24 protein-coding genes are annotated in these 21,316 nt (G+C 56.0%); 17 read left to right on the plus strand and 7 right to left on the minus strand.

Annotation, left to right across the window (positions count from 1 at the left end; all coding sequences use genetic code 11):
• Positions 1–345 precede the first annotated feature (345 nt).
• The gene (gene gcvT, locus ADIMK_RS20845) at positions 346–1,464 is read left to right on the plus strand and encodes a glycine cleavage system aminomethyltransferase GcvT (RefSeq protein ID WP_036192404.1); all 1,119 of its coding nucleotides are present in this window, start codon (positions 346–348) and stop codon (positions 1,462–1,464) included.
• A gap of 43 nt (positions 1,465–1,507) precedes the next feature.
• Here gcvT and ADIMK_RS20850 read toward each other — a convergent pair whose 3' ends face one another.
• The 3 genes from ADIMK_RS20850 to ADIMK_RS20860 all read right to left on the minus strand — a co-directional run bounded on the left by ADIMK_RS20850 (position 1,508) and on the right by ADIMK_RS20860 (position 2,931).
• On the minus strand, positions 1,508–2,002 hold the full coding sequence (locus tag ADIMK_RS20850) for a Crp/Fnr family transcriptional regulator (protein ID WP_051693198.1): 495 nt from the start codon (positions 2,000–2,002) through the stop codon (positions 1,508–1,510).
• A 132-nt stretch (positions 2,003–2,134) separates the two neighbouring features.
• A complete protein-coding gene (locus ADIMK_RS20855) occupies positions 2,135–2,326 on the minus strand; it encodes a zf-HC2 domain-containing protein (RefSeq protein ID WP_231517113.1) in 192 nt (63 codons plus the stop codon).
• Positions 2,323–2,931, minus strand: a complete 609-nt coding sequence (locus ADIMK_RS20860) for a sigma-70 family RNA polymerase sigma factor (RefSeq protein WP_081849907.1) — start codon at positions 2,929–2,931, stop codon at positions 2,323–2,325. The genes ADIMK_RS20855 and ADIMK_RS20860 overlap by 4 nt, the downstream gene beginning before the upstream one ends.
• Positions 2,932–3,121: 190 nt before the next feature.
• On the opposite strand from ADIMK_RS20860, the gene ADIMK_RS20865 reads away from it, so the two are divergent.
• From ADIMK_RS20865 to ADIMK_RS20875, 3 genes are all read left to right on the plus strand, one after another.
• Positions 3,122–3,313: a DUF3012 domain-containing protein gene (locus ADIMK_RS20865; protein ID WP_036192406.1), complete on the plus strand. Its 192-nt coding sequence runs from the start codon at positions 3,122–3,124 to the stop codon at positions 3,311–3,313.
• A gap of 80 nt (positions 3,314–3,393) precedes the next feature.
• Positions 3,394–4,323 carry a DHH family phosphoesterase gene (locus tag ADIMK_RS20870; protein ID WP_036192408.1) on the plus strand — a complete coding sequence of 310 codons (930 nt, stop codon included), beginning with the start codon at positions 3,394–3,396 and terminating at the stop codon, positions 4,321–4,323.
• A gap of 22 nt (positions 4,324–4,345) precedes the next feature.
• A complete protein-coding gene (locus tag ADIMK_RS20875) occupies positions 4,346–4,699 on the plus strand; it encodes a DUF4870 family protein (RefSeq protein WP_036192410.1) in 354 nt (117 codons plus the stop codon).
• Here the strand turns inward: ADIMK_RS20875 and ADIMK_RS20880 are convergent.
• Positions 4,696–5,457, minus strand: coding sequence for a pseudouridine synthase (locus tag ADIMK_RS20880; protein WP_231517114.1), 762 nt, complete (start codon positions 5,455–5,457; stop codon positions 4,696–4,698). The two genes, ADIMK_RS20875 and ADIMK_RS20880, sit on opposite strands and share 4 nt — an antisense overlap.
• 73 nt (positions 5,458–5,530) lie before the next feature.
• On the opposite strand from ADIMK_RS20880, the gene ADIMK_RS20885 reads away from it, so the two are divergent.
• The 3 genes from ADIMK_RS20885 to ADIMK_RS20895 all read left to right on the plus strand — a co-directional run bounded on the left by ADIMK_RS20885 (position 5,531) and on the right by ADIMK_RS20895 (position 7,625).
• Positions 5,531–6,028 (plus strand): FKBP-type peptidyl-prolyl cis-trans isomerase, encoded by a 498-nt coding sequence (locus tag ADIMK_RS20885; protein ID WP_036192519.1) that lies wholly within the window; start codon positions 5,531–5,533, stop codon positions 6,026–6,028.
• 44 nt (positions 6,029–6,072) lie between these two features.
• Positions 6,073–6,354: a peptidylprolyl isomerase gene (locus ADIMK_RS20890; RefSeq protein WP_036192414.1), complete on the plus strand. Its 282-nt coding sequence runs from the start codon at positions 6,073–6,075 to the stop codon at positions 6,352–6,354.
• A 200-nt stretch (positions 6,355–6,554) separates the two neighbouring features.
• Positions 6,555–7,625 (plus strand): GGDEF domain-containing protein, encoded by a 1,071-nt coding sequence (locus tag ADIMK_RS20895; protein WP_036192416.1) that lies wholly within the window; start codon positions 6,555–6,557, stop codon positions 7,623–7,625.
• Between the two features lie 19 nt (positions 7,626–7,644).
• Here the strand turns inward: ADIMK_RS20895 and leuA are convergent, their stop codons facing one another.
• Positions 7,645–9,312, minus strand: coding sequence for a 2-isopropylmalate synthase (gene leuA, locus ADIMK_RS20900; RefSeq protein ID WP_036192419.1), 1,668 nt, complete (start codon positions 9,310–9,312; stop codon positions 7,645–7,647).
• 284 nt (positions 9,313–9,596) lie between these two features.
• Here leuA and ADIMK_RS20905 point away from each other — a divergent pair, with 284 nt between their 5' ends.
• Positions 9,597–10,061: an Lrp/AsnC family transcriptional regulator gene (locus ADIMK_RS20905; RefSeq protein ID WP_036192421.1), complete on the plus strand. Its 465-nt coding sequence runs from the start codon at positions 9,597–9,599 to the stop codon at positions 10,059–10,061.
• A gap of 25 nt (positions 10,062–10,086) precedes the next feature.
• A complete protein-coding gene (gene radD, locus ADIMK_RS20910) occupies positions 10,087–11,850 on the plus strand; it encodes a DNA repair helicase RadD (RefSeq protein ID WP_036192423.1) in 1,764 nt (587 codons plus the stop codon).
• Here the strand turns inward: radD and ADIMK_RS20915 are convergent.
• Positions 11,847–13,079, minus strand: coding sequence for an NnrS family protein (locus ADIMK_RS20915; RefSeq protein ID WP_051693199.1), 1,233 nt, complete (start codon positions 13,077–13,079; stop codon positions 11,847–11,849). The genes radD and ADIMK_RS20915 overlap by 4 nt on opposite strands.
• Before the next feature lie 252 nt (positions 13,080–13,331).
• Here ADIMK_RS20915 and ADIMK_RS20920 point away from each other — a divergent pair, with 252 nt between their 5' ends.
• Positions 13,332–13,787 carry an Rrf2 family transcriptional regulator gene (locus ADIMK_RS20920; protein ID WP_036192426.1) on the plus strand — a complete coding sequence of 152 codons (456 nt, stop codon included), beginning with the start codon at positions 13,332–13,334 and terminating at the stop codon, positions 13,785–13,787.
• Here the strand turns inward: ADIMK_RS20920 and dauA are convergent.
• Positions 13,773–15,509, minus strand: a complete 1,737-nt coding sequence (gene dauA / locus ADIMK_RS20925) for a C4-dicarboxylic acid transporter DauA (RefSeq protein WP_036192428.1) — start codon at positions 15,507–15,509, stop codon at positions 13,773–13,775. The two genes, ADIMK_RS20920 and dauA, sit on opposite strands and share 15 nt — an antisense overlap.
• Positions 15,510–15,632: 123 nt before the next feature.
• Here dauA and ADIMK_RS20930 point away from each other — a divergent pair, with 123 nt between their 5' ends.
• From ADIMK_RS20930 to ADIMK_RS21590, 7 genes are all read left to right on the plus strand, one after another.
• Positions 15,633–15,833 (plus strand): ribbon-helix-helix protein, encoded by a 201-nt coding sequence (locus ADIMK_RS20930; RefSeq protein ID WP_036192431.1) that lies wholly within the window; start codon positions 15,633–15,635, stop codon positions 15,831–15,833.
• A 107-nt stretch (positions 15,834–15,940) separates the two neighbouring features.
• Positions 15,941–16,150 carry a DUF2788 domain-containing protein gene (locus tag ADIMK_RS20935; RefSeq protein ID WP_036192434.1) on the plus strand — a complete coding sequence of 70 codons (210 nt, stop codon included), beginning with the start codon at positions 15,941–15,943 and terminating at the stop codon, positions 16,148–16,150.
• A gap of 137 nt (positions 16,151–16,287) precedes the next feature.
• A complete protein-coding gene (locus ADIMK_RS20940) occupies positions 16,288–16,860 on the plus strand; it encodes a LemA family protein (protein WP_036192437.1) in 573 nt (190 codons plus the stop codon).
• Positions 16,861–16,868: 8 nt separating this feature from the next.
• A complete protein-coding gene (locus ADIMK_RS20945; protein WP_051693200.1) occupies positions 16,869–17,804 on the plus strand; it encodes a GIDE domain-containing protein in 936 nt (311 codons plus the stop codon).
• A 74-nt stretch (positions 17,805–17,878) separates the two neighbouring features.
• Positions 17,879–18,289: a hypothetical protein gene (locus ADIMK_RS20950; RefSeq protein WP_051693201.1), complete on the plus strand. Its 411-nt coding sequence runs from the start codon at positions 17,879–17,881 to the stop codon at positions 18,287–18,289.
• Positions 18,290–18,379: 90 nt separating this feature from the next.
• Positions 18,380–19,228, plus strand: coding sequence for a 3-deoxy-8-phosphooctulonate synthase (gene kdsA, locus ADIMK_RS20955; RefSeq protein WP_036192439.1), 849 nt, complete (start codon positions 18,380–18,382; stop codon positions 19,226–19,228).
• Positions 19,229–19,280: 52 nt separating this feature from the next.
• Complete coding sequence (locus ADIMK_RS21590) at positions 19,281–21,299, plus strand: SUMF1/EgtB/PvdO family nonheme iron enzyme (protein WP_051693202.1); 2,019 nt, start codon at positions 19,281–19,283, stop codon at positions 21,297–21,299.
• Positions 21,300–21,316 lie beyond the last annotated feature (17 nt).

Raw genomic sequence — 21,316 nt, forward strand, 5'->3', positions numbered from 1 at the left:
GACAGGCTGCCGGATATAACGGCAACCACGCTATACAGTGTAATTCAGTTGCGCCGAATGGGGCGGCAGACTAACAGCCGAGTGGCCAGTCGGCAAGAAAAATTTCCTATTGGAAACTTTCGTTCATTGCGGCCATTTTTACGCCGCCCGCACAACTCGTTGTTTAGACTGGATGCACACCCAGATTGTTCAACGATACACAGCATATAGAGGCACTAAATCATGGCCACACCCAGGCGCTCAAAACGTTGTAGAATTGTTTCCTATTGGAAATTTTGACACACTACGCCCCTATTCCGTTGCGTCATTTCGCAGCCAGACACGATCAGATTGAAGAGGCACAGGATGGAAGAGACACTGCTGCATACCCCGTTGTACGACCTGCATATCGAACTCGGCGCCCGTATGGTCCCCTTCGCCGGCTATGAGATGCCGGTGCAGTATCCCGCCGGTGTGCGCAAAGAGCACCTGCACACGCGCGAGGCAGCAGGTCTTTTCGATGTCAGCCATATGGGGCAGCTTTTCATGAGCGGGCCGCAGGCAGGTGCCGATATTGAGCGTCTGGTGCCGGTGGACATCATCGATCTGCCGCAGGGAAAGCAGCGTTATGCCATGTTCACCAACGAGAATGGCGGCATCCTCGACGACCTGATGGTGACCCGCATGGAGGACGGCTACTATCTGGTGGTGAATGCCGCCTGCAAAAATGAAGACATCGCACACCTGCGGGCTAACCTGAGCCCCGATACCCAGCTGGATATCCTTGAGGATCGTGCGCTGATCGCCCTTCAGGGCCCCCGCGCTGCAGAGGTACTGGCGCGTCTTCAGCCTGCCGTGGCCGATATGGTCTTTATGGACAACCGTGCCTTGCCGATAGAGGGCATCGATTGTTTCGTCAGCCGTTCAGGCTACACCGGCGAAGATGGCTATGAGATCTCGGTGCCGGCAAGCGAAGCCGAAGCCCTGACCCGCACCCTGCTTGCACAGCCGGAAGTGGAACCGATCGGTCTTGGCGCGCGCGACTCACTGCGCCTGGAAGCAGGACTCTGCCTGTACGGTCACGACATCGACACCGACACCACCCCTGCCGAAGCTAGCCTGATCTGGGCCGTTTCTCCGGCACGCCGCACAGGTGGAGTACGTCAAGGCGGCTTCCCAGGCGCTGATATCCTGCTCGAGCAGATCGATAACAAATCAGCCACGCGCAAGCGCGTCGGTCTGATTGGTGAGGGTCGCGCACCGGTTCGAGAAGGTACCGAACTGTTCAATAGCGAAGGGAAACTGGTTGGCAAGGTCACCAGTGGTACTTTCGGCCCCAGCGCCGAGCAGTCAGTCGCCATGGCTTATGTCAGCAGCGACGTCAGCGCTCTGGATACGCAAATCTTTGCCGAAGTACGGGGAAAGCGTTTGCCGATGAAGGTAAGCCGCATGCCGTTCGTGGCGCAGCGGTACTATAGGGGCTGACCTCGCTCACAATCTGCAGCCAAAACCGGCATTGCGACGGGTTCTATTCTCGACAATGACCCGTCGCAATTGCTGTCAGCTTGGTATTGATACAATCGATGGTACGGGCAAGCTCTCTCGACAGGTTCAGCATCAAGATGCCGAAGTCGGAGGGAAAATCGATGTGAAGCTGGAAAAACAGGTTGGAATCCACCTTCAATACGACACTGGGCTCAAGGGCATAGACCGACCCTTTGCGGTTGAACAGGCCGATCATCGACACATAGCCAACCTCTTCTCCAAACTTAACCTCGCGGATCAACAGGCGTTCGCGCCCGACCTCGCGGTAATAACCGACCTTGCCACTGAGGACGACGACAAAAAAACTACCCGGCTCGCCGGAATGGAATATCGCCTCGTCGGTTTCAACGCCGTGAACCTGCCCGTTATTCAACAGGAAGCGTAACGCGTCGTCGCTCAAGGCACCGAAGGTTGAAGCCCCCTTGAAATAATCCAGGCCCGATTCGGCAATCAGCCGTTGAGCATCCAGATTTTTCATACACCACCCGCTTATGATGATCGAGCAGCATCGCCGATCAACTCTGTTTTAAAATTACTTCACTCTACAGCTTGGACCTGTCTACAAAGTTCCACAACTATCCCTTGGTACAATCAATTGGCGCTCTGAGCCTCACTCCTCCTCGTCGCCTCGCTCACGCCTGCGTGCCGTAATCCGATGCAACATATCCATCTGCTTTTCACAGCGTCGACAGTAGCGGCAAAGCATCAGGTGTAGCCTTAATGAGCTCTTTTCCGCCAGGGTCAGCTCACGATCGATGCGCAGCGACATTAACTCGGTCGCTTTTTTGCAAGCCATCGTCATATCTCACCCTCCCCTTTAGTGAACCAGCCACTTTCAAGACAGGCCCTCAGTTTGAGACGTGCTCTGTGCAAAATAACCCAGCAATTCTTCTCGGTAATCTCCAGACTCTCGCATATCTCGGTTGTGTCCAGCCCCATCAATTCGCGCATGGTAAAGACCTGCGCTGCACTTTTGGGTAGATGAAACACGCAGAGATCGAACACCTCCCAAAAGTTGTCACGCTCGCACGACTCCTCAGGCTGAACCCACTGCTGCGGCCTTGCACCTCGGGTCCAATGCGCCCGCTCATCGAACAGCTCATCGGCATCATCCAGTTCATTGGTATCGACCTCAGCTGTAATCTCCCGCCCCTTGAGGCGGATCGCATCGATCAGCTTGTGGCGAAGAATGCCGAACACCCAGGTTTCGAACTTTGCCTGTCCGCGAAAACGGTCAAGAGACTCCAGCGCGCTGACCAGCGTCTCCTGAACCAGATCCTCAGCATACACCTGATCAGAAAGCTGCAAGCGAGCAAAAGCCAACAGTCGGGGCCTGATAGCGGCAAGACGCTGTTGCAACACTTCCCGCTCTGGCAAGCCCCCCTGCTCTTGCGTATTGGTATCCAATACAGCCTCCCTGTCCTATGTGAATAAAGTCGTGGTTGCTGTTGCAACCTTACACTCAAGCTAAAAAAAGTGCTCGGTTTCACACCGATGCCAGCACACTAATTACATTGACTGAGTCTCAGACGGTGGGGACATGCTACCCAGGATCGGATAACATCGGTGCGATTACAGCCTAACCAAGGAGAACAAAATGAATATTGCCCAAAAGGGATTTGGAAAAGCTGCACTGGTTGCCTCCTCTCTGGCCGCAGTACTGCTAATAACAGGCTGCAGCCCAAAAGTGGGCAGCCCTGAATGGTGTGCCGATATGAAAGAGAAACCCAAAGGGGAGTGGACAGCCAACGAACTAGGTGATTTTACCAAGCACTGTTTGCTGCCTTGATGATTCGGAGCATCCCTTTTAAACGCCACCCGTGATAGTTTTTTTGGAAATAAAGCCAAACGAATAAGGAAACGATAGCGATGGCCGGTGACAAATTCAGACTCGTAACGCGCAGTGACTTCGACGGCCTGGTTTGTGCCGTGTTGCTCAAGCACCTGAACCTGATCGACGATATCAAGTTTGTCCACCCCAAGGACATGCAGGATGGCAAGGTCGATATCTCCGATCGCGATATCACCACCAACCTGCCCTATGTAAAAGGGGTGAATCTGGCGTTCGACCATCACCTTTCCGAAACGCTGCGTAACGAAAAGGTCGACAACCACATCATCGATCCGGACGCGCCCTCGGCAGCTCGTGTCGTCTGGCGGCACTACGGCGGTCATGATGCCTTCCCCCCAAGCTGGGACGAGATGATGGATGCCGTCGACAAGGGCGATTCTGCTCAGTTTTCGCAGGAAGAGGTACTCAATGCCGACGGCTGGGTACTGCTCAATTTCCTGATGGACGCACGCACGGGGCTGGGCCGCTTTCGCGAGTTCCGCATCTCCAACTATGCATTGATGATGGATCTGATCGACTACTGCAAAAACCACTCAATCGAGGAGATTCTGCAGTTGCCGGACGTTCGCGAGCGTGTTGACCTCTATCGCGAACAGGAAGCCAAGTTCAAAGAGCAGGTTACCCGCTGCGCAAATGTGCACGGCAATCTGGTCGTACTGGACCTGCGTAGCGAAGAGACAATCTGGGCGGGCAACCGTTTCATGATTTACGCCCTCTACCCGCAGTGCAACATCTCGATCCACGTCATGTGGGGCTTGAAACAGCAGAACACGGTGTTTGCCACCGGCAAGTCGATCTTCGACCGCAGCTCAAAAACCAACGTCGGCGAGCTCATGCTCCAGTATGGCGGTGGCGGGCATCAGGCGGCGGGGACCTGTCAGGTCGACAATGATCGCGCCGAGGCTGTATTGGGTGAACTGATCGCCCGCATCAACGCCGACGGTTAAACCATCCAACAGGGAAGAACAGATGACAGAGATCACATCTCAAGCAGGAAATGACACCAGCAACGCGAAGCTAATATACATCCTGTATCTGGCGAGCCTCGTGGTCGGCATTACCGGCCTGATCGGCCTTGTCATGGCATATATCAACAAGAGCGGCAACAACAGCATCGCCGACTCCCACTACCGCTTTCAGATCCGGACCTTCTGGATTGGCCTGCTGATGGCGGTTATCGGCGGCATTACGCTGATGTTCGTGGTCGGCTGGTTCATCCTGCTGTTCCTCACCATCTGGATGATCATCCGGTGCGTGAAGGGGCTCAAGTATCTCAGCGAAGGAAAGGCCCATCCGGATCCTGCCAGCTGGATGTTCGGCTAAGCCGAAACGGCCCTTACAGAGGCGACCTCCGCCTCTGTAAGGGCCCGATGCTCACCCGGTGCGAGATCCACATCCAACACAATAGCGCCCATCCGCTCACGATGAAGCGCCACCACACGATTGCCGACCTGCGCAAACATTCGCTTGACCTGATGGTAACGCCCCTCGTAGATCGTCAGCCGTACCTCATGCTCATCGAGTTGTTCGAGCTGAGCAGGTGAAGTCGTCAGGTTTTCATATGCCAGATAGATACCTTCGGCAAACCGGCTTTCGGTTTCCGGCGAGATCGGGCGTTCGGTTTTGACGCGGTACACCTTGGGGATTTTCTGTTTCGGTTCGGTCAGGCGACGCGACCACACACCATCGTTGGTCAGTATCAGTAACCCTGAGGTACTGCGATCCAGGCGCCCCCCAATGTGCAATCGAGGGCGCAACGCACTCGGCATCAGGTCCAGAACGGTGGGATGTTGAGGATCTTCCGTTGCACTGAGGTAGCCCGGCGGCTTATGCAACATCAGGTAATGTGCGTCCTCCCCCTGAAGCTGGCGGTCATCCAGCCAGACAGCGACAAACCTATCAACCTCTGCCCGTGGATCGGTAACGACGTCACCCCCTACCCGTACGCGGCCGCTGGCGATCATCAACCGCGAGTGCTGATGACTAAAGGGGGTATGTTTGCAGATAAACTTGTCGAGTCGCATGGCGGTGCGATTATCGCAAATTGAGACACGCCCTGTCGCGGTCTGTTCCCTTGCCAACGCACCCGGTAACCCTGATACTGCCGGTCTTTACCCGGCACAGGCCGGTTCGTTCAACGTACAGGATCGCCCCATGACCCAGATCACTCAGGATACAGTCGTGCAATTTCACTACACGCTGACCGATAACGATAACCAGCAGATCGAAACCAGCCTGGACTCGGATCCTCTGGCCTACCTCCATGGCCACGACAACATGATCCCGGCGATCGAAGAAGCGCTAGAAGGCAAGAGTGCCGGCGATACCCTTCACCTGACCCTATCTGCCGACCAAGCGTACGGCGAACGTCAGGAAGGTCTGGAACAGCGCGTGCCGATCAAGCATCTGCAGGGTTTGCCCAAAGGTCAGAAAAGCTGGAAACCGGGCATGGTTGCCGTGGTTAAAACCGATCAGGGCATGCGTCAGGTCACCGTCATCAAGCCGGGGCTCAAAATGGTGCTGGTCGACGCCAACCACCCGCTGGCCGGAAAGACGCTGACTTATGACATTCAGGTTGTCGATGTACGCACAGCCACCGATGACGAGATCGCCCACGGCCACGCCCATGGCGTCGGTGGTCATCACCATTAAACGCTATGCTTAGCTTTATCACTAACCTATTTCGGAGGACCCCTATGGCTCGCGCAACTGCACGTCATATCCTCGTGGGCACTGAACAACAGTGTCTTGAACTCAAACAGCAGATTCAGGATGGCGCCGACTTCGCCCAGGTGGCACGGGACCACTCTCAGTGTCCCTCAGGACGTCAGGGTGGCGACCTCGGCAGTTTTGGCCGCGGCCAGATGGTACCGGAGTTCGACAAGGTGGTGTTCAGCGCTCCTCTGAATGAAGTTCAGGGGCCTGTTAAAACCCAGTTCGGTTACCACCTGCTTGAAGTCACCAGCCGGGAAGACTGAACCATTTACGCTCAACTACCGTAAGTGCGACCAAAACCGATATAAAGCCGGGCATTGCCCGGCTTTTTTCTGTGCGCGACAGGGCGCACTGGTCTAACTTTGAAGATAGTCATGAAAGCATGGGACAGGGAATTCTCTTGAGATTATCGGATTCAGCAAAGCGCCTCATGAACGGGGCTTGCATCTGGGTAGGCGCATCGATGCTTATCCAACTGGCACTCATGGAAGAGCCCTCCCCTACCACTCTTATCGTCACGCTGGCAGGGCTGGCGGGGCTGTTTTTGATCCCGGCGGTCATTTTCCGCGCCAAAATACCTAAAGAGGATAAAGAGGCTGATAAAAGCTTTCAAACCTCATTTGAGGAGGTGGCCATCGGACTGGTTCATGTCGCGCCCGATGGCGCCTTTATCCGCGTAAACCCCTATGTTTGTAAATTTCTCGGCTATAGCGAACAAGAGCTGCTGCAGCTGACCTTTCAAGAACTCACGCTCCCTGAAGAGCTGGCTGAGAGTATCACCTATATCAAGGCAGCCCTGTCCGGTGAAATTGAACAGAGCTTTTCGCTGATCAAACGTTATCGTCACAAACAAGGCCACCTGGTGTGGGCAAAGCTGACAACAACGCTTATTCGGGATGACCAAGGCAATCCTGACTATTTTCTATCCTCGATTCAGGACGTTTCGGAGCTCAAGGAGACCGAAGCGAAACTCGATGAATCATTGGACAAACTCAAGCAGGCATACCACGAGCTGGAACAGAACGCGCGCAAAGACGGACTGACCGGCGCGCTGAATATCACCGCATTCAAAGCCTGCGTGCAGGATGCATTTCAGCGCTTTGACCGCTACCGCACACCGGCCACACTGGTATTTATCGATTTGGACAGGTTCAAGGAGATTAATGATTCACACGGTCATATCGCAGGCGATCAGGTCCTGACTACGCTGGTCGCGAAGCTCTTAAACGAGGTGCGTCTCACTGATGCAGTCGGTCGCTATGGCGGAGATGAGTTTGCTGTGCTGCTGGCCAATAGCGATGAAATTCAGGCAGAGGAGTTCTGTAACCGCCTTGGCAAAACGGTCTCACTTGGGCTCGAAGAGGGTCAGGCGATAGAGGTCGGAATGTCGGTCGGTATCAGCGAGATCTCTGATGACACACAAAGTGTCGACGATTGGTTAAAGCGGGCTGATCATCAGATGTACTCGAGCAAGAAAAGCACGCCGCAAGACCCAAGTCCTGCCGAAACGACAAAGGGCCACCCTATCGGGTAGCCCTTTTCGGAGCGCTCACTCAGGCTGCTGCGCTGGCCACCACGCCGGAACGGTTAAGTGCCGAGATGATCGCGTTCAAAGAGGCACTGATCGTATCGTTATCGAATGCGATACCGGACACTCGCTGTCCCCCTATGTTCAGGTGAACATAGGCAACGGCCTGCGCGTCGGATCCTTCACCAATCGCGTGTTCCGAGTAATCCACCACATTCAGTGTCTCGCCAGTGGCCTCACGCCAAGCCTGCGTGAAGGCTGATATAGCTCCCTCACCTTCACCACGAATTGTGCGCGGCTGTCCGGCAATAATCAGATCAGCCTCAACCTGCTCGTTTTCGGCGCGAGTGATGCGATAACCGCGCAGCGCCACCGGCTCGCTCGTCCGGGCGAAATGCGCCATAAACAGGTTATGAATCTCGACGCTGTTGATCTCCGATCCACGCTCCTCACTGGCCTTTTGTACAATCGGCGCCAACTCTGTCTGCATCCAGCGCGGCAGGTGCAAACCGAAATCACGCTCCAGCACAAAGGACATACCGCCCTTGCCGGACTGGCTGTTGACTCGAATCACGGCCTGATAATCGCGCCCGATGTCCTTCGGGTCGATCGGCAGGTAGGCCACCTGCCAGTGCTCATCGCTCTGCTGGCGATGCAAACATTTCTGGATCGCATCCTGATGGCTTCCAGAGAACGCGGTATAAACCAGCTCTCCCACCCAAGGGTGACGCGGATGCACAGGAAGACGTGTGCACTCGGTATACACCTCGATCAGCTCATCGGGGTTAGACAGGTCAAGCTTGGGATCAATGCCCTGGCTGTAGAGGTTCATCGCCATGGTGACGATATCCATGTTGCCGGTGCGTTCACCGTTGCCCAGCAGCGTGCCTTCGACACGGTCGGCACCAGCCAACACCGCCAACTCCGCTGCGGCCACCGCACAGCCTCGGTCATTATGGGTATGTACCGAAATGATCAGGCTGTCGCGCTTGTCGACGTGTGTCACAAAATACTCCACCTGATCGGCAAAGATGTTCGGCGTCGTCATCTCAACCGTGGATGGCAGGTTGATGATGCACTTTTTCTCAGGCGTCGGCTGCCAGACATCGATCACCGCATTACAGATATCCACGGCATAGTCCATCTCGGTCCCGGTAAAGCTCTCGGGGGAGTACTGGAACGTCCACTCCACCTCCGGATACTGGGCCGCACCCTCCATTACCCAGCGTGCACCCTGTACCGCAATCTCGGTAATGCCTGCACGATCCTTGTTGAACACGCGCTCGCGCTGAACGGTCGATGTTGAGTTATACACATGTACCACCGCACGTTTGACACCCTTGAGCGCCTCATAAGTGCGATCGATCAGCTCCTTGCGCGCCTGTACCAGTACCTGCACGGTGACATCATCGGGAATTTGATCCTCCTCAATCAGCCAGCGCACGAAGTCATAATCGGGCTGGCTGGCAGAGGGGAAACCGACCTCTATCTCCTTGAAGCCGAGCTTGACCAACAGCGCCCACAGACGCCGTTTCTGGGCCACGTTCATGGGCTCCAGTAGCGCCTGGTTACCATCCCGGAGGTCGACACTGGCCCAATGTGGTGCTTGGGAGAGTGTACGATCCGGCCATTGACGCTGCTGCAAGCGTACGGCAGGTGCCGGCTGGTAACGCTGATGATCAAAAGTGTTCATGAGATATTCCATTAAAAGGTTGAGTTCGAGTTTCAATCAACGGCTCTTGTGAAGCCCGCTCACGTCTATACCCGGATAGAGCACAGAGGGAGAAAACGGCACCACCTCCCGATAAGGCGTGGCGCCAAAGTCGCCTGGGTAAGTCGACTGGAGATAGTGTAGGGAAAAAGCTAAGACAGATGATTGCTAAGTTGCCACCAATAACAAATAATTTGGCATATAATTTCTTTTTTTAGAAAATTAAAGCAACATTATGACAATCAAACCAAATACAGGGGCATCAGATGCAACTCGACCGGCATGATCGCCATATTCTCGAGATCATTCAGAACGAAGGCCGCATCAGTAATCAGGAACTGGCCGACCGCGTCGGACTCTCCCCCTCCCCCTGCCTGCGCCGTGTACGGGCACTGGAAGACTCAGGCCTGATCACCGGTTACAAGGCGATTGTCGACGCCAAAGCGATGGGGCTAACCCTAATGGCCTTGCTGCATATCTCCATGGATCGCCACACACCGGAGCGTTTCGCCAATTTTGACAGCACGGTCAGTGCCATACCGGAGGTGCTGGAGTGCCTGTTGATAACGGGCCAGGATGCCGATTATCAGCTCAAGGTCATCGTCCGAGACATGGATGCCTATCAGGATCTGTTGCTCAACAAGATTACCCGTATAGAAGGCGTAACCGGCGCTCACTCCAGCTTTGTGCTGCGACAGATAGTCAACAAGACCGCGATTCCGATACCCTAGCGCTTTTGCCACTTACAGACCTGACGTGACCAAGCCGCCGCTTCCCAACACAGCGTTTACCCTTCGCCCTTACCAACAAGAAGCGGTGGATGCGACCCTGCGCCATTTTCGCCGCTCCGACGCCCCCGCCTGTATCGTGCTACCTACCGGCGCTGGAAAAAGCCTGGTCATTGCAGAGCTTGCCCGGCTGGCCAGACGCCGCATACTAGTGCTGGCCCATGTACGAGAACTGGTCGAGCAGAACCACGCAAAATATCAGGCCTTTGGTCTGGAAGCAGGCATATTCTCAGCGGGGCTCGGTCGCAAGGAAAACCAGCATCAGGTCACGTTCGCCAGCGTGCAATCGCTCGCACGTAATCTGGAACACTTCGACGACCAGTTTTCGCTATTGATCATCGACGAGTGCCATCGCGTGAGCGAGAACGAGGAGTCGCAGTATCAGCAGATCATTGCAGCGCTCACACAACGAAACCCGGGCCTGAAGGTATTGGGCCTCACAGCCACGCCATACCGGCTGGGGTACGGCTGGATCTACCGCTACCACTACCGCGGCTTCGTGCGTGCCACCGACACCCGGCTGTTCGAGCACTGCATTTACGAGCTGCCGTTGCCCTTCATGATTCGACAGGGGTATCTCACCGAACCCACATTGATTGATGCGGCGATTGCCCACTACGACTTTTCGTCACTTATGCCCAACGCCAATGGCTATTTCAACGAAAACGAGTTGAATAGCCTGATCGCACGGCATCCCCGGGTCACGCGTGCCATCTGCGAACAGATTGTCGAGCTTGGGCATCAGCGCGAGGGCGTCATGATCTTCGCCGCCACCGTACGCCACGCCAGAGAGATATTGGGTTATCTGCCACAGGCGGAATCCGCTTTGATTATCGGCGATACCGCCTCGGATGAGCGAGACGAGATTATCCGCCGATTCAAGCAGCGCGACATCCGCTATCTGGTCAACGTAGCCGTACTGACGACAGGCTTCGATGCGCCCCATGTCGATATGATCGCGCTGCTTCGCCCCACCGCTTCGGTCAGTCTGTTTCAGCAGATTATCGGACGCGGCCTGCGGCTGAGCCCCGGCAAGCGTGAATGTCTGATTATCGACTACGCAGGCTCCGGCTTCGACCTGTTCCATCCGGAGGTCGGTACGCCCAGACCCGATTCGGACTCCGAACCGGTTCAAGTGTTTTGTCCGGCCTGCGGGTTCGCCAACATCTTCTGGGGCAAGACCGACAGCGAAGGTCAGGTCATCGAGCACTACGGCCGGCGCTGCCAGGGTGTGCTTGAGATGGAGGGGGAAAAACCTCAGCAGTGTGACTATCGCTTCCGCTTCAAGGAGTGCCCACACTGCGGCGCCGAAAACGATATCGCCGCGCGTGACTGCCACCAGTGCGGCGAAGCTGTCGTTGATCCTGACGATCTGCTAAAGCGTGCGCTGCAACTCAAGGACGCGATGGTTATCCGCTGCGCCGGTGTCAGCTTCACTAACAAAGACGGACGTCTGCGCATCACCTATCACGATGAACAGGGCGAAGAACTCCACGAGAGTTTCGATCTCAACCACAATGGACAGCGCGCCGTATTCAATCGGCTGTTCGGGCGTCGCTTCAATGGCGGCACCGAGCCTCGCACCTTCAAATCAGCCGACGAAGTCATCACACTCTCAAGCCGTTTCACGGCGCCGGACTTTGTCGTCGCCCGCCGCCATAAACACCACTGGCGAGTAAGGGAGCGTCTGTTCGATTACGACGGGCGCTACCGCAAGGCCAATCAGCTTTAAGTCCCGGGTTTGAGTTTCGCTTTTTCCCGTTTCAGGGCTTGGGACAAACTCTCTTCAGGGCCAATCAGAATCGGCAGATAGCGCACCGCGAATAACGCGAAGGATACTAGCCACACACACCCGGCGAGCACCATCAGCAACCACGAGTATTGGGGTATCAAAGCCGCCAGCACACGGGCCAGCGCGGCCAGATGAATCGCCAAAAATGCCAGAGAGACCAGCACACCTGCACGCAATTCACGGTTGGTATGTCCAAGCGCCGCACGGGCCGCAACAGCCAGGATCATGCCGGCCATGGCCCCCACACCCAGCGCATGAATACCGGCCGTTTTCGAGATTGCCGTTGAAAACTCGCTAAGGCCAAGCAGTACAAAGCCAATGCCAACCCACAGATACCCCAGATGCAGGGCGAACAGCAGCGGCTCACTCAGGCTCATCAAACCTCTCCAGCGCAATAACCGCATAATCTGCATCACACCGGCAACAAGCAGCACCGTGCCGGTAATGACCTCAGGCAACCCCGCTACCCAAGCCAGAGTAGCAACTATAGAAGCCGCCAGTGCAATCTTGTCGACCCAGCCAAAAGGCGACGGCATACGCGCCTGCGGCACCTGTCGACGCACTAGCCAGTTGCGGGTAAAAGCGGGTGTGATACGACCACCGATCAGTGAAATCATCAGAGCAATCAGCAAAACCTGAGACTCAAGCAGGTGTACACGATCCACCCAGCCAAGCTGGAACATCAGGCTAAAGAGGCTCATGATGGCCAGCGCCAGCACCACTACAAGGTTGCGCCGGTTTCCGCTGACCAGCACCTCCCGACCGATCAGTGCGGTGAGCATCACCCAATACCCCGTATTGGCGATCACCAGAAGTGCAAGGCTGTCAGTGCCCGACCACACCACCAGACGCCCACACAACCACAGCAGGGTAAGAGCCATAAGCGCAAGCCCGTGCACCGGCACCCGACCTGTCCATTTCGATACCGCGGCCAATAGAAAACCACCGACTGCCGCGCCGACAAAACCGAACAGCATCTCGTGCCCATGCCAGGCCATGGCACTCCAGCCAGAGGGCAGGTTCAATCCCACGACTCCCGCGAGGTAGAGCAACCAGACACCCATGACCGCCAACGCCTGAAGCGCGCAAACCAGAAACAGGGGACGAAAGCCGTTGCTGAAGATACGCTGCCACGCTCCGGACGGCTCTACTGAAGGTGTGATCAACATAAGCGGGCTCCAAACATAAAACATGCATAGATAATACATTTTAATAAGCCTGTAGACACTGCTCTGGATCATCCGAGTGCGAGAAAACACCCGCATCAGCCGGTAACGCGCGGGAAACCGCTGTATATAGAACGGAAAATATATTAGCCTTACGCCATGTATGACTAAGCGGGAGCAGCCCGGAATACCTGCTGATGTAGCTGTCAGCACGTTTAAACCAGCTGCCACACGCCTCTCTGAGCAGCCACGTTTATGCAACTGACCAAATACACTGACTTTTCTCTGCGTACGCTGATTTTTCTAGGCGTACAGGATCCTGAAAGCCGCGTTACCATCTCTCAGGTGTCTGAACATTTTCAGATTCCGCGCAACCATTTGATCAAGATCGTGCATCATTTGGGCAAGGAGGGGTTTATCGATACCGTACGCGGAAAAGGTGGCGGTATACGCCTTGGCATGCCCGCCGATCAGATCAACCTGAGAACGCTGGTGGAATCCACAGAAGAGACGCTAAAGCCGGTCAATTGCGAGTTGCCGCACTGCCCTATCGTCGGCAACTGCCGACTGCAGGGCATTCTGTTCCAGGCTCAGGAAGCGTTTATGCGTGAACTGTCAAACTATACGCTGGCCGACATCTGCTCGGCGCCCGAGCAGATCGCGCAGTTACTGAAATGGACAACCGGACAGAGCGCCTCAGCCCTCAACTGAGGCCTCGGCCAACTCGTCAAGTGCGGCAGACAAGGTCGGTGTAAAACTCAAGAGACCGACAACCGGTTTAACACCGGCTCGTGCCAACGCACGCAGCGGCTGGAACTGAAGATCCGCCACGACCAACCGAATCCCCATCCGCTCGCATTGGCCCTGGAACCGTGCAAACGCACTCAGCCCGCCGGCATCCAGTAGCGGCACACCATCCATATAGAGCACCAGTCCGGCTCCGGGCTTAGACATCGCCAGTACCTCCTCGAACACCCGGTCGGCAGCGGCAAAAAACAGCGGGCCTGTCACCTTAATAACCCGCCAGCCTTCAGGCAACTCGCCCGGCACATGCTTGCGCTGCTCGGATATATCATTCACCCGGGTCATGCCTGCGATATCGCGCATAAAGAGCAGCGACGCCAAAACAATCCCTGTGGATATCGCGATCACCATATCGAACAGGACAGTCAGCGAGAGACAGCACAGCAGCACCAGCACATCCCCGAGAGGCGCTCTACGCAGCAACTCGACTACCTTCGGCGCTTCGCTCATATTCCAGGCCACAATCAACAGCAACGCAGCCATACTCGCCATCGGCAGATAGGCCAACAAGGGCGCCAGCAACAGCAAACCCGCCAGTACCACCAGCGCATGAATAATTCCGGCCAACGGAGAGCGCGCCCCCGCACGGTAGTTCGCTGCCGAGCGCGCGATGGCGGCCGTTGCGGTAATGCCGCCGAAGAAAGGGGTGACCAGATTGCCGATCCCCTGCCCCAGCAACTCACCATTGGCGTGATGCCGATAGCCCGTCATGCCATCAAGCACGACTGCACACAGAAGAGATTCGATTGCACCGAGCATGGCGATGGAAAACGCCGCCGGCAACAATTCACGCATCGCACTCCAGCTTAGTTCGAATGGCTGACCATCGGGCCCTGCGTGAAGCCATGGCCACTCAAAGCCCGGCAGAATAGGCGGAATGCCTTGCCCCAGAGAGCCATCCGGCAACTCAAAGCTGAATCGGCTACCGATGGTTTCGATGCTCGCGCCGTTTTGGTTGAGCCAGAGCGCCAACCCCGTACCCAGAAGCAGGGCCGGCAGATGCCCTGGTATCGGCAAACGTAACCGCGGCCAGAACACCAATACCGCCAGTGTGGTTGCCGCCACCAACGCTTCGGGCCACTGCCAGGCGGGGGCTCGGTGAACCAGTTCCAGCACCTTTTCGGAATAGTGAGATGAAAGCCCCTCGCTGGAGAGCCCCAGAAGGTCGGGCACCTGCAAGGTCGCAATCACGATGGCGATACCGGCGGTAAACCCCAGCGTCACCGATTCCGGGATGTACTCGATCAAACGGCCCAAGCGGGCCAATGCCAGCGCGATCAGGATTAACCCCGCCATCACCGATGCCAGCAACAGACCGGCAAGACCAAAGCTTTGTGAGACAGGATAGAGAATCACAACGAACGCAGCAGTGGGCCCGGAAATGCTGTAGCGGGAGCCGCCGGTCAGCGCGATAAGAAAGCCGGCAATGATCGCCGTGTAGAGGCCGTTCTCAGGGCGCACGCCACTGGCGATTGCCAGCGCCATCGAAAGCGGTATAGCGATAATTCCGACTGTGACACCGGCCACAAGATCGGCCATCAAGTCCCGCCCACCATACCCTTTGGCCAGCGACTCTCTCAGAGCACTGGCGAATGAGAGGGAGTGCAACCTGGCGCGACTGGAGGACATGCTCATTAACCCCTGTACGAGTAAGCGGCTAAAGACATAAACATTACAGGTTAATTGAGTTAGAATGCAATGTTAATAGAATTAACATAAAGTCCAATCCAAACACTGAATAGAGAGTTTCCGGTGGATAAAAGCGAGAAGCGCACTGCGCGTCTGACACTGCTGATCGACCCTAACAAGAAAGCGGTTTTCGAAAAGCTTTGCTTCGAGCACGACGTAACCCCATCACAGATGGTTCGAAAATTCATCCGTGATTTTATAGAGCAGGAGCTCGGCCCCGACTGGCGTGATCAGGTATTGGAGGGGGAAGACTCTTCGTCCTGACAGGCGCTTCACCCGCCTCACGAAAAACCGTACTAAAAGACTGTTTATTAACCACACGCGGCACAGTAAACTGCGCGCAATTTTTGACCAATTCCGAGGAATTCTCCATGCGTCTTGCCGAAGCTGAAAGCCTGATGCTGAACATTGGCCTGGTCGTATTCGCAGGCTTTATCTTCTTCATCATTTACGATCTGGCTAAGAAATCGAATGCAGGCCGTTTTGGCACCTTCGTTCTGTTCTTCGCACTGGGCCTTGGGCTTGCCGCGTTTCTGGTGAAAACCGTAGTCGTCGAGTTGATCGAAGGCGGCACTATCTGACCCGTTGTCAAAATCTGACACGCCAATTGGAACAATTCCGGTGCTGCTCAACAGCACCGGCGAATCAGGCAAGCAGTTACGATAACAAACGGGCTGAGTTATAGTCCCTGCAAAAGTCTCTGCGCAGGGAGCTTCAGATGGACCCGGTTTTAATCACGCTTATTGTGGTGGCAGCACTGACTGTCATCTATGCCATCTTTATCTACAACCACCTTGTGCGACTCAAGCACAATGTTTCCCGCGCCTTCTCTAATATTGATGTGTTGCTCAAGCAGCGCCACGACGAACTGCCCAAGCTGGTTGAAACCTGCAAACAGCACATGGGCTACGAGCAGAAAACCCTTGAAGCGGTCATGCGCGCACGCAGCGCCGTTGCCAGCGCCAGCCAACAGGGGGATATAAAAGCACTGGGGCAGGCGGAATCGCAGTTGCGTCTGGGCCTTGGCAATCTGTTTGCAGTGGCCGAGGCCTATCCGGAACTGACCGCCAGTGAGTCCTTCCACCACCTGCACAGCCGCATAACCGGCCTGGAATCAGCCATTGCCGACCGTCGTGAGTACTACAACGACTCGGTAAACCTTTACAACATCCGGATTGAGCAGTTCCCGGACATTATCATCGCACGCCGCATGGGCTTCCTGTCGAGAGCGCTGCTAGAGTTCGATGAGGCCGAAAAAGCGGACGTGGATATGAAAACCCTATTTGACTGACTCGTCCGATGCTGCTTGAACTCAACATCGACGCTCAAGAGAGGCTTTTTGGGCTGATCGCCTGTATCGTCGCCTTTACAGTCTGTGTTTTCTTCGCCTTCCGCCGCTTTGCGCGCTACCGCATTATTGCCGATACGCCCACAGCGCTGATCCGCTCTGCGCCACAGGGCTATGTCGAACTTATAGGAAAAGTGATCGCCGGTGAGGCTGGGCTGCTCGACTCTCCGCTCTCAGGTAGTCAATGCGTGTGGTTCGATGCCCGCATCGATCGCTACAAGCGCAACAGCAATGGCAAAGGTGGCCACTGGGAGCCTGTATTCAGAAAATGCTCCGATGCCTGGTTTCAGATCGACGATGACACCGGCATCTGCCTGATCGACCCAACAGGCGCCGAGGCCAACACCCGTCAAAACAGAGTCTGGTACGGGGCCACCGAGTGGCCGGGCGCGTTACACAACTACAGCTTCGAGCACTACTCGATATCGATCGTTGGCGGTAATAGCCGATACCGCTATACCGAGAAACTGATCACCGAAGGTGAGCCGCTCTACGCGCTGGGCAACTTTCATAGCGTCGGCGGCGGACGCGACAGGCTGGATCTTCAAGCGGCAAGTCGTAACCTTTTAAAACAATGGAAAAGCGATCAGGCGGCATTGATTGACCGCTTCGACACCAACAGTGACGGCAAGATCGACATGAACGAGTGGTCGCTGGCACAGAACGCAGCTCTGAAGCAGGCCAAAGCCAATCAGCGCGAACTCGACACGCTGCCCACCATGCATGCACTGCGGGACCCACAAGCGCCGGGATTACCGTTTATTCTGTCCACATTTGACGAAGGCGCCCTGATTAAACGCTTTCGCTGGCACGTTGCAGGTTTTATGGCATGTGCCTTGCTTGCATTCTGGTTAGGACTGGAGCTCCTGCTGACTGAAACTTTCTAAAGCCGGGGTTCAGCCCGCCGATAACCAACACAACGATACGATTGAGAGCTTAGTGAGGCACCGGAATGACCTCTATGCCCAGCCCAATCAGCTATATACAACACCCGGACAACACCCCTCTTAGTCTGGATGCACGGCCCTCTTCACCTCCCGAAACACCGCCCCTCCCGCTTGGTCTTATCTGCAACTCGCTCAACAAGATGCCCAACGGCACTCTGGTCGAGATCAGCAGCCCGCGCCTGGCTCCGGATATGCGCGGTATCGGCCAGATAATTTGGTGTCGCCGTCTTGGTAAGGGCTATCAACTTGGCGTCGCCTTCTATACCAGCGATGACCTCTATGCCATCAGAATGATGGAGCAGCTCTGTCACATCGAACACTACCGTCACATTCTTGTTACAGAGGGACAGTCATTGACACTCGAATGTGCAGCCAGGGAATGGATCGAAAAATTTGCTGAACATTTTCCCACTGACGGTCTCTAACGCTGCCAACGACAGCCGTCTCCAGACGCAGGTAGTTTTCCGATAGCCTGCTATAATGGCCGCTCCATACAATCTGGATGAGTTAAGGTTATGCAACAGAAAGTGGTACAGGTCGGCGATATCGCCATCGGTAATGATCAACCCATGGTGTTGTTTGGCGGCATGAATGTGCTGGAGTCCCGCGACCTGGCACTGAAAATCGCAGAGCACTACGTCGAAGTTACCACCAAGCTTGGCATCCCCTACGTTTTCAAGGCCTCCTTCGACAAAGCCAACCGCTCGTCGCTGAACTCATTCCGTGGCCCCGGCATGGATGAGGGGCTTAAGATTCTCGAAGAGGTGAAGAAAACCTTCAACGTCCCGCTGATTACCGATGTGCATGAGCCCTATCAGGCCGCCCCGGTTGCAGAGGTGTGCGATATCATCCAGTTGCCGGCTTTCCTGTCACGCCAGACAGACCTGGTTGTGGCCATGGCGGAAACCGGCGCCGCGATCAATATCAAGAAAGCCCAGTTCCTGGCACCGCAGGAGATGAAACATATCCTGCACAAATGCAAGGAAGCGGGGAACGAGCGCCTGATTCTGTGTGAGCGCGGCACCAGCTTTGGTTACAACAACCTTGTGGTCGACATGTTGGGCTTCAGCGTCATGAAAGAGTTTGGCTACCCGGTCATGTTCGATGCCACACATGCTCTGCAGATGCCGGGTGGTCGGGCCGACTCTGCCGACGGTCGCCGCGCACTGGTCGCGCAGCTCTCGCGCGCAGGTCTCTCTCAGGCCATAGCGGGCCTGTTCCTGGAGGCCCACCCGGAACCTGCCAAGGCGAAGTGCGATGGTCCCTGCGCCCTGCCGCTGGACAAGCTCGAACCTTATCTCGCGCAAATGAAAGCGATCGACGAACTGGTCAAGCAGTTCCCGGCGCTGGATACCGCCGGCTGATCCTTTAGCAGATACGCTACGCCCTAGGGCGTAGCGATTGGGATATGCGCCTATGGATAGCGCCAACGTCAAACCGCTGGATCTACTCAAGCCCGAACAGGTTATAGGGCCGGATCATCACCGTTTTCGCCTTACCGCCCCGCTATCTTCACACCCGCTTGGACAACTGTGGCAGGCCGACGATATATCGACGACCAAGCCAACCCCCGTCACCCTGCTGTTCCTGAGCGAGGCACTGCAAAGCCAGTCGGGATTTGTCGACAAGCTCCGTGACACGCTAAACCGCAACCGCAGCCTCAAGGACAGCTTTTCAGCACGCTGCTACGGCCTCTTTACCTGGCGCGGCATATTCTTCAGTTCATGGGAAGTGCTCGATGGCCTGACCCTGGCTCAAATGCTGGCGGACGGGCGTGCCTACAAGATGAAAGAGGGGCAAAAACGGGGGCTGATCGTTCAGGTTGGCAAAGCGCTGCAAGCCCAACTCAAGCAGACCTCCCAACCTCACGCGACACTGGCGCCTGAACTGATCTACCTGAACAGAAGCAACGGTGTCCGGCTCATGGGCTATCAGTGGCGTGCGCTACTGAGCAGCCTCGATGGCAAGGTAAATCACGGTGCCCGCTATATTGGCTGGCAATCGGCCGAAGCCTTCCACCCCAACCCTCTCGATGCCAGTGAGGACGTATTTGCACTGGCGAGCATGATCTACCAGCTCTATGCAGGCAAGACACCGTTCACCCCGCCGGAGAGCGAAGAGAGCCGCAACGGCAAAGAGTTGAAGGCCCCGTCAGGGTTGACCCGTGACCAATGGAAGACCCTGCAGACGGCGCTATCCGACGATCCCGAGCAACGGCCGAAATCTCCGATGGAACTGTTACGAAAGCTCTACTCGGAGAAGACCGAAGAGTCCCCTGCAAAAGTCGATGACTCCAAGGTAGAACCGGAACCTGAGTTGCCTGCCGATCCTCCCGAGGCTGTCCGTCCGTCACGCCCGAAACTATCAGCAAAATGGGTAAAACCGGCTATCGGCGGTTCGGCGCTTTTTGTTGCAGGGCTGATTCTGGGCTATTGGATGGCACTGACCAATGCACCCGATAACCGCACCGTTACTGAAACTGACGCGACACTTGCACTGTTGCAACAGGAAAACCGGTCGTTACGCGAGCAGTTACAGACCAACACCGAACCGCTTCAAACAACAGCCGAAGCTGAACCCGATCTCCGAACAGAGCCCGAGGAGCGCAACGCGCTGGCACGCCCCGAAAAGCCCACAAGCGTGGTTCAGGATGGCGCAGCGCTGCACAACGCTGAAAAACCCGCGGACAACCTCAGCGCATTTCGCGATCAATGGGCGCCGGATCGTTTCGCCCCGCAGATGGTAGTGATACCCAAAGGCCGCTTTCGCATGGGCGATCTGCACGGTGCAGGCGATGACAACGAATACCCCGTTCACGAAGTGATTATCAGCAAAGCATTTGCCTTCAGCCGCTTTGAGGTCACCTTTGCTGAATACGATCAGTTTGCACAGGAAACCGGCCGCCCCTTGCCCGACGATGAAGGTTGGGGACGCGACAATCAGCCGGTAATCAATGTCAGTTGGCTGGATGCAAAAGCCTACACCCGCTGGCTGGCCGAGCAGAGCGGCCAACCCTATCGTCTTCCCAGCGAAGCGGAGTGGGAGTATGTCGCCCGCGCCGGCACAGAGACCAAATACTGGTGGGGTGATGAACTCAGTCAGAAGATGGCTGTCTGTGATGGATGCGGCACGCAATGGGATGGCGACAGACCGGCCCCGGTGGGCAGCTTTCCAGCCAACCCCTGGGGCATCCACGATCTCAACGGCAATGTCGATGAGTGGGTAGAGGACTGCTATAACGGCACCTATGACGGTGCTCCGACAGATGGCAGCGCTCGCACAGGCAGCAGCTGCTCCCATCGCGTCATGCGCGGCGGATCATGGTTTGAAATTCCACGCCTGATCCGCTCCGCCAGCCGCTATCGCCACCCGGCCAACACCAGCCGAAACAGCTGGGGCTTCAGGGTCGCACTCGATCTACCGATCACCGAATAGAGAGCCGCCGCGGCGTA

This window comes from Marinobacterium lacunae, assembly GCF_000705555.1.
Lineage (GTDB): Bacteria > Pseudomonadota > Gammaproteobacteria > Pseudomonadales > Balneatricaceae > Marinobacterium_D > Marinobacterium_D lacunae.

What these genes read in the sequence shown, in the direction of transcription:
- ADIMK_RS20905 (WP_036192421.1), top strand. Translation starts at nt 9,597, where the DNA reads ATGCAACTCGACCGGCATGATCGCCATATTCTCGAGATCATTCAGAAC.
- dauA (WP_036192428.1), bottom strand. Translation starts at nt 15,509, where the DNA reads ATGTCCTCCAGTCGCGCCAGGTTGCACTCCCTCTCATTCGCCAGTGCT.
- ADIMK_RS20915 (WP_051693199.1), bottom strand. Translation starts at nt 13,079, where the DNA reads ATGTTGATCACACCTTCAGTAGAGCCGTCCGGAGCGTGGCAGCGTATC.
- ADIMK_RS20870 (WP_036192408.1), top strand. Translation starts at nt 3,394, where the DNA reads ATGGCCGGTGACAAATTCAGACTCGTAACGCGCAGTGACTTCGACGGC.
- ADIMK_RS20890 (WP_036192414.1), top strand. Translation starts at nt 6,073, where the DNA reads ATGGCTCGCGCAACTGCACGTCATATCCTCGTGGGCACTGAACAACAG.
- ADIMK_RS21590 (WP_051693202.1), top strand. Translation starts at nt 19,281, where the DNA reads ATGGATAGCGCCAACGTCAAACCGCTGGATCTACTCAAGCCCGAACAG.
- ADIMK_RS20950 (WP_051693201.1), top strand. Translation starts at nt 17,879, where the DNA reads ATGCCCAGCCCAATCAGCTATATACAACACCCGGACAACACCCCTCTT.
- leuA (WP_036192419.1), bottom strand. Translation starts at nt 9,312, where the DNA reads ATGAACACTTTTGATCATCAGCGTTACCAGCCGGCACCTGCCGTACGC.
- ADIMK_RS20850 (WP_051693198.1), bottom strand. Translation starts at nt 2,002, where the DNA reads ATGAAAAATCTGGATGCTCAACGGCTGATTGCCGAATCGGGCCTGGAT.
- ADIMK_RS20940 (WP_036192437.1), top strand. Translation starts at nt 16,288, where the DNA reads ATGGACCCGGTTTTAATCACGCTTATTGTGGTGGCAGCACTGACTGTC.
- ADIMK_RS20875 (WP_036192410.1), top strand. Translation starts at nt 4,346, where the DNA reads ATGACAGAGATCACATCTCAAGCAGGAAATGACACCAGCAACGCGAAG.
- ADIMK_RS20865 (WP_036192406.1), top strand. Translation starts at nt 3,122, where the DNA reads ATGAATATTGCCCAAAAGGGATTTGGAAAAGCTGCACTGGTTGCCTCC.
- gcvT (WP_036192404.1), top strand. Translation starts at nt 346, where the DNA reads ATGGAAGAGACACTGCTGCATACCCCGTTGTACGACCTGCATATCGAA.
- ADIMK_RS20895 (WP_036192416.1), top strand. Translation starts at nt 6,555, where the DNA reads ATGCTTATCCAACTGGCACTCATGGAAGAGCCCTCCCCTACCACTCTT.
- kdsA (WP_036192439.1), top strand. Translation starts at nt 18,380, where the DNA reads ATGCAACAGAAAGTGGTACAGGTCGGCGATATCGCCATCGGTAATGAT.
- ADIMK_RS20945 (WP_051693200.1), top strand. Translation starts at nt 16,869, where the DNA reads ATGCTGCTTGAACTCAACATCGACGCTCAAGAGAGGCTTTTTGGGCTG.
- ADIMK_RS20920 (WP_036192426.1), top strand. Translation starts at nt 13,332, where the DNA reads ATGCAACTGACCAAATACACTGACTTTTCTCTGCGTACGCTGATTTTT.
- ADIMK_RS20855 (WP_231517113.1), bottom strand. Translation starts at nt 2,326, where the DNA reads ATGACGATGGCTTGCAAAAAAGCGACCGAGTTAATGTCGCTGCGCATC.
- ADIMK_RS20885 (WP_036192519.1), top strand. Translation starts at nt 5,531, where the DNA reads ATGACCCAGATCACTCAGGATACAGTCGTGCAATTTCACTACACGCTG.
- ADIMK_RS20935 (WP_036192434.1), top strand. Translation starts at nt 15,941, where the DNA reads ATGCGTCTTGCCGAAGCTGAAAGCCTGATGCTGAACATTGGCCTGGTC.